This is a genomic window from Microseira sp. BLCC-F43 (assembly GCF_041929235.1).
Taxonomy (GTDB): Bacteria; Cyanobacteriota; Cyanobacteriia; order Cyanobacteriales; family Aerosakkonemataceae; genus Microseira.
Genome location: NZ_JBHFNP010000344.1, coordinates 1 through 4,508 on the forward strand (window position 1 = coordinate 1; position 4,508 = coordinate 4,508).

Annotated in this window: 5 protein-coding genes and 2 pseudogenes; 3 read left to right on the top strand and 4 right to left on the bottom strand. The window is 46.1% G+C overall.

Translation table 11 applies throughout. The features are described 5' to 3' along the window. Window positions 1–105: 105 nt before the first annotated feature. Window positions 106–252 (bottom strand): helix-turn-helix domain-containing protein, encoded by a 147-nt coding sequence (locus ACE1CM_RS45520; RefSeq protein ID WP_374877626.1) that lies wholly within the window; start codon window positions 250–252, stop codon window positions 106–108. Window positions 253–289: 37 nt separating this feature from the next. On the opposite strand from ACE1CM_RS45520, the gene ACE1CM_RS45525 reads away from it, so the two are divergent. Further along, complete coding sequence (locus ACE1CM_RS45525) at window positions 290–424, top strand: ribbon-helix-helix protein, CopG family (protein ID WP_374886206.1); 135 nt, start codon at window positions 290–292, stop codon at window positions 422–424. A 161-nt stretch (window positions 425–585) separates the two neighbouring features. Here ACE1CM_RS45525 and ACE1CM_RS45530 read toward each other — a convergent pair. Next, window positions 586–1,092: pseudogene (locus ACE1CM_RS45530) on the bottom strand (transposase); the annotation flags it as partial. 2 nt (window positions 1,093–1,094) lie between these two features. Between ACE1CM_RS45530 and ACE1CM_RS45535 the strand changes: the two are divergent. Beyond that, window positions 1,095–1,307 (top strand): annotated as a pseudogene (locus tag ACE1CM_RS45535) (hypothetical protein); the annotation flags it as partial. Between the two features lie 87 nt (window positions 1,308–1,394). Here the strand turns inward: ACE1CM_RS45535 and ACE1CM_RS45540 are convergent. Beyond that, on the bottom strand, window positions 1,395–1,796 hold the full coding sequence (locus ACE1CM_RS45540; protein ID WP_374886201.1) for an ExbD/TolR family protein: 402 nt from the start codon (window positions 1,794–1,796) through the stop codon (window positions 1,395–1,397). Window positions 1,797–2,019: 223 nt separating this feature from the next. On the opposite strand from ACE1CM_RS45540, the gene ACE1CM_RS45545 reads away from it, so the two are divergent. Next, window positions 2,020–2,238 carry a hypothetical protein gene (locus ACE1CM_RS45545; RefSeq protein ID WP_374886203.1) on the top strand — a complete coding sequence of 73 codons (219 nt, stop codon included), beginning with the start codon at window positions 2,020–2,022 and terminating at the stop codon, window positions 2,236–2,238. A 67-nt stretch (window positions 2,239–2,305) separates the two neighbouring features. Here the strand turns inward: ACE1CM_RS45545 and ACE1CM_RS45550 are convergent, their stop codons facing one another. Further along, window positions 2,306–3,148 (bottom strand): hypothetical protein, encoded by an 843-nt coding sequence (locus ACE1CM_RS45550; protein ID WP_374886205.1) that lies wholly within the window; start codon window positions 3,146–3,148, stop codon window positions 2,306–2,308. Window positions 3,149–4,508: the final 1,360 nt, after the last annotated feature.

The window sequence follows — 4,508 nt, forward strand, 5'->3', positions numbered from 1 at the left end:
CCAAGAGGGATGGACTTGGATTTCTAGGTTACTTTCCTCACCATCATGTTTATCAAGTTGTCAAGGTTCTTGCCTTGCTAGCCATCCTCCGATATTCGGTTTCGGCTAAACGAATCGCACGTTCATCTCCCACCAATCGAACCTATCCCCTAATTGACGGTTGTACCAGTACTGGCAAATCCGCAGCCAGAGATTTAGCTCTAGCTTCTGTTCTGTGGTTGGAAGTGCTTTGTACTGGTAAGTGTATTTCATACTATTATTGTATTGCAATATGCGATACAATGCAACGATGACTAGCAAGGAATCTGTCAATATTCGACTGCCAAAGTACGAAAAAGAAAAGTTAGACCGATATTGCAAGTTGGTCGGGAGATCCCAAACGGATGTGATTCGAGAATTCATTCGTTCGTTGCCTGAGAAATAGTTCGTTTCGTCGCTGTTCCCTTCCCTCGCCTTCGGCATTGGTCAGGGAACGCTCCTCAACTCACGCGCATTCCTCTCATCGCTCCCCTTCGGGTGAGCGAGAGGCTTCTGCTGCTCTTGCTGAATAAGTCTGCGATCGCGACAGAAGGATTAATGATTTATTCAAGCTCGAGCGTACATAAGTTGATATTGTCTGAGATGCGCCCAAAGATAATTTTTGATAATCAGCGAGGGGGAGAAAGGTGTTGTTTTGGGAAATCGACACAAAAAAGCACAAAAAACCCGTCTGAGCCAGGTAGAAAGATTCATAACTAAAAAAGTAATAGCAATGGCGGTTTGAGAAGTATTAAAAAGTTTGACCATCACTCGAGAAAGACTAAATCTTCGTTTGCCTTGTCCGAACTTTCCCTCAATAGCGTTGCGAATTTTCTCATCTTCTCTGGCCTGCTTCTTGTTTTCTTGACTCACATGAGCAGGCGGTCTTCCTAAAGGAGGGCCACTAATTCTAATTCCTCTCTCTTTGCACCAGGCTCGGTTTTCTCTAGTTCGATAAATGCGGTCAACATGAACCGATTCTGGATAATATCCTGTGAAGTTATAATAAGCTTCTATTTGGGATTTGAAGTCTCCAGATTCGTTAAAGTTATCCCAACTGATGCGATCAAAAAAGCGGCACAGGTCGTGGGGCGTCTCTGGGACTGGGAGAGGCGGGTAAGACCGGCACCACCAACAATAACAAAGACCTCTGGTTTATTGGCTATATTCCCAGCGGCCAGCTGGTCACCGGCATCTGGCTGGGCAATGATAAACCCTCTCCAACCAGAGGCAGTAGTGCGCAAGCCGCCCAGTTGTGGAGTAAATATATGCGTCAGATTGTTCAATGAGGGTTGAAGGTTGAAGGTTTGAAGGTTGAAGGTTTGAAGGTTTGAACTTTCAACCTGCCAACTTTCAACCTGCCAACTTTCAACCCTTTACTGTTTCTGTGCCGCGAGCGCTAATTTTACCCCCTTAACCTGATTCAAGCGATCCATCACACTAACCACCCGACCATAAACGACTCTTTCATCAGCATTGATGACCACCAGCGATTCAGCGTTCGGCCTAACCAAAGCACGTACCCTGTCTTCAAGCTTTTGCAGCTCAATCGGCTGACGGTTCAGCGCAATCTTTCCATCAGCGCTAATCGTCACATTAATTTGAGTTTGGCGCAGAGTTTGTGCAGTTACTGCTTTGGGTAAATTGACCGGCAGCCCTTCCGAAGGGGTTAAATACAGCGTCGAAATGATAAAAAATGCGAGGAGCGAGAAGATCGCATCAATCATCGGCACGATGTTGATTTGGAAAGGGCTCACTGACTCATCGGAAAGACCCATGGTAATTAGCGATCCAAAACTTTGCTTTTGTGTTCTACACTTTGACCTATTAGCAAAATTAACGGTAGCCCTGCTCCCTACGCGCTCTGGTTGGAGCTGCGCTTCAGGACTTGTAGCAAATATTGCAATATGAGTTATCTGTTTTTTGTTGCTGCGGAAAGTGAATAAGGGTAGGGTGGGCATTGCACCAAAATCTGGGAAGATTTTCTAGAAGATAACTGCAATGCCCACCCGACAAGAGCGATCGCACCGCGTCAAAAAATCGCAATGCTGCACCAGAGTTGTTCTGAGCAATCTAAGGCAAGTGTTCGTCTATATCCTGACTTGCCCTTGGCGCGAGCGCAATGCTGCTGAAGTTCTTGCATTAACTGAGTGCGTTTTTGCTCCCACCACTCATCAACCCCTCAAAAAGATCTGTGGGGCAGTAACCCACCCCACATGATTTTTAAGTTACCGAAACCAACTTCCTCTTTTTTTTACCCTCTAATGAATGATTGAGAGCAAAAAGTTTAAGAGGGATCGGAAACTGTTATATCTGTTGCAACAACGCCTGGATATTCTTTATTGATGTTTTCATCGACGTTGCGGAAGCCAAAGCTGCCATCTGCCTTACGGAAGTAAATTCCACCTTCCGATTGAGGATCGCCAACCAACTGCACCCGATTGTCCAGATCGTTATAGATATCCCAACGCAGATAAGGCTCAGGCGCCCAACGCGCCCAACGCTCATCGGTGGTAATCGCCCACAGCCGCCCGTTTTTACCTACCGCAATCTGGTTGGCGGTAATACCAGGGAACGTTTTGTTGACGTTCTGATCGACGTTGCGGAAGCCAACGCTGCCATCTGCCTTACGGAAGTAAATTCCACCTTCCGATTGAGGATCGCCAACTAATTGAACTCGATTGTCCAGATCGTTATAGATATCCCAACGCTGATAGGGAGCAGGAGCCCAACGTGCCCAACGCCCATCGGTGGTAATTGCCCACAGCCGCCCGTTTTTACCTACCGCAATCTGCTTGGCAGTAATACCGGGGAAAGTTTTGTTTATGTTCTGATCGACGTTGCGATAGCCAACACTTCCATCCGACTTCAGGAAGTAAACCGCACTCTTAGTGGTTGGATCGGCAACTAATTGAACCCGATTGTCAAGATCGTTATACACATCCCAACGCAGATAGGGAGCAGGAGCCCAACGCGCCCAAGAAAGACTTTTTTGAATCACCCAGGAGCTTGAGGTATCTGGGTTGGCAAATGCTGGGTTAGTTGACACCACACAAACAGCAGAGAAAACCGTCAGCACCACCATCAGAGTGGTTGCCAACCGTTTGATTAGGCTCGAAAACTTTGTCATGTCGATCTTTATACCTCACTTGGTGAGTAAAATTCGATTCTATTACTAAGACGTTTTCACTTGGCTATTCCGGCCAATTTTTCGAGTTAGAGGCATTTTTTCCCAAATCGGGGCATAACTCAAAAAACGTCTCAAAAGTGGAACCAAATTGTAACAAAACTTGACAAATTGAGCATCAACTTAAGCGAAAATCTTTGTAGGGTCCAGACCCCCCTGAGGGAGCATATCAGTGAAAGCAAATATACGCCCACAGCGTCGAAGCCTAGGGTTACATAAACTCAATCAGATCTTCGTAGGGGGGCTCTTGGGGGCGAAAAGTATTTCGGAGCGCCTGCCATCTTGCCCAAATCCGTGTTGCTCATCAGTTGGTGTTGTGGGCAATTCCCGAATTAAGGATTAATAGATTAGTGTCAAAGTTGCTCGCGTCAATTGCCCACCCTACAAAGATTTTCGCTGTGCAACCCTGAAGCCGCATATTCTGCTAGAGCGCCCGTCCAGTAAAAGTATTTGACAATAAGTAAGATTTATGCATAGAGAATATTGTTAGTAGGGGCGAAAGCGTTGCGGTAGCGATAGCGCAGCGTTAGCGAGGAACGAGCATCAGAACGAGCGTCAGCATTCAAGCAACAAATCTTGGATTCGAGCCATAAATTATCGCCCGAATGCTTCGCCCCTCCAGAGGTTTTCGGTACTACACAATTTGCCTATTTTGTCAACATTGAGTAATGAACTGGCGCTCTAGAACACAACGATCGGGGAAATGCGCGAGCTTCGGTATCTCATCCCAGCGAGAACCCCCCGATTAAACTAGAAGTAGTCATCTTGCCCCTTAATCACCATGACCTTTGCTCAAAATTCAGAGCCTGCGGCAAGTTTAACTGTACCGACCGAAGCGGAAAATTTAATCATTCCACCCTGGGATTTGTGGAGTGATGCGTAAATTCGGGTGAGCAACACCCTATTTTAAGATGAGTAACTGTTTTTTGCAGCTTTTAGCGATTGCTCAACCATTATTTTCAGCCTATTTAACGAATCGTGGTAAAACGTTCCACCTTTTTCTCGGCTGGCTAGTTTTGCAGCGCCGCGACTGGTTTACAAACCAGAAGATTTTCAGCCTTGGTTTTCGGCATGATGCTAAATCATGCATAGAAAGAAATAACTATGAGTAACTAGAGTAAAGTATTTGGCTATTTAGTCAAGCTCCCCTAATTTGCAGACCGAATTATCCACTGACTCGCGGGCGCCGGATGTGAGTGAAAATGGCAGAACATCCACCATCTTTTGACTGGGAGCAAGCTAAGAACAAATGGAGAAGGCAGTAATCCTAGAGGAAGCTTTACCCTTGGCAATGCAACTAGAG

Excerpts from the sequence above, each read along its gene's own strand:
- ACE1CM_RS45520 (WP_374877626.1), bottom strand. The coding sequence starts at position 252 with ATGAAATACACTTACCAGTACAAAGCACTTCCAACCACAGAACAGAAG.
- ACE1CM_RS45525 (WP_374886206.1), top strand. The coding sequence starts at position 290 with ATGACTAGCAAGGAATCTGTCAATATTCGACTGCCAAAGTACGAAAAA.
- ACE1CM_RS45540 (WP_374886201.1), bottom strand. The coding sequence starts at position 1,796 with ATGGGTCTTTCCGATGAGTCAGTGAGCCCTTTCCAAATCAACATCGTG.
- ACE1CM_RS45545 (WP_374886203.1), top strand. The coding sequence starts at position 2,020 with ATGCCCACCCGACAAGAGCGATCGCACCGCGTCAAAAAATCGCAATGC.
- ACE1CM_RS45550 (WP_374886205.1), bottom strand. The coding sequence starts at position 3,148 with ATGACAAAGTTTTCGAGCCTAATCAAACGGTTGGCAACCACTCTGATG.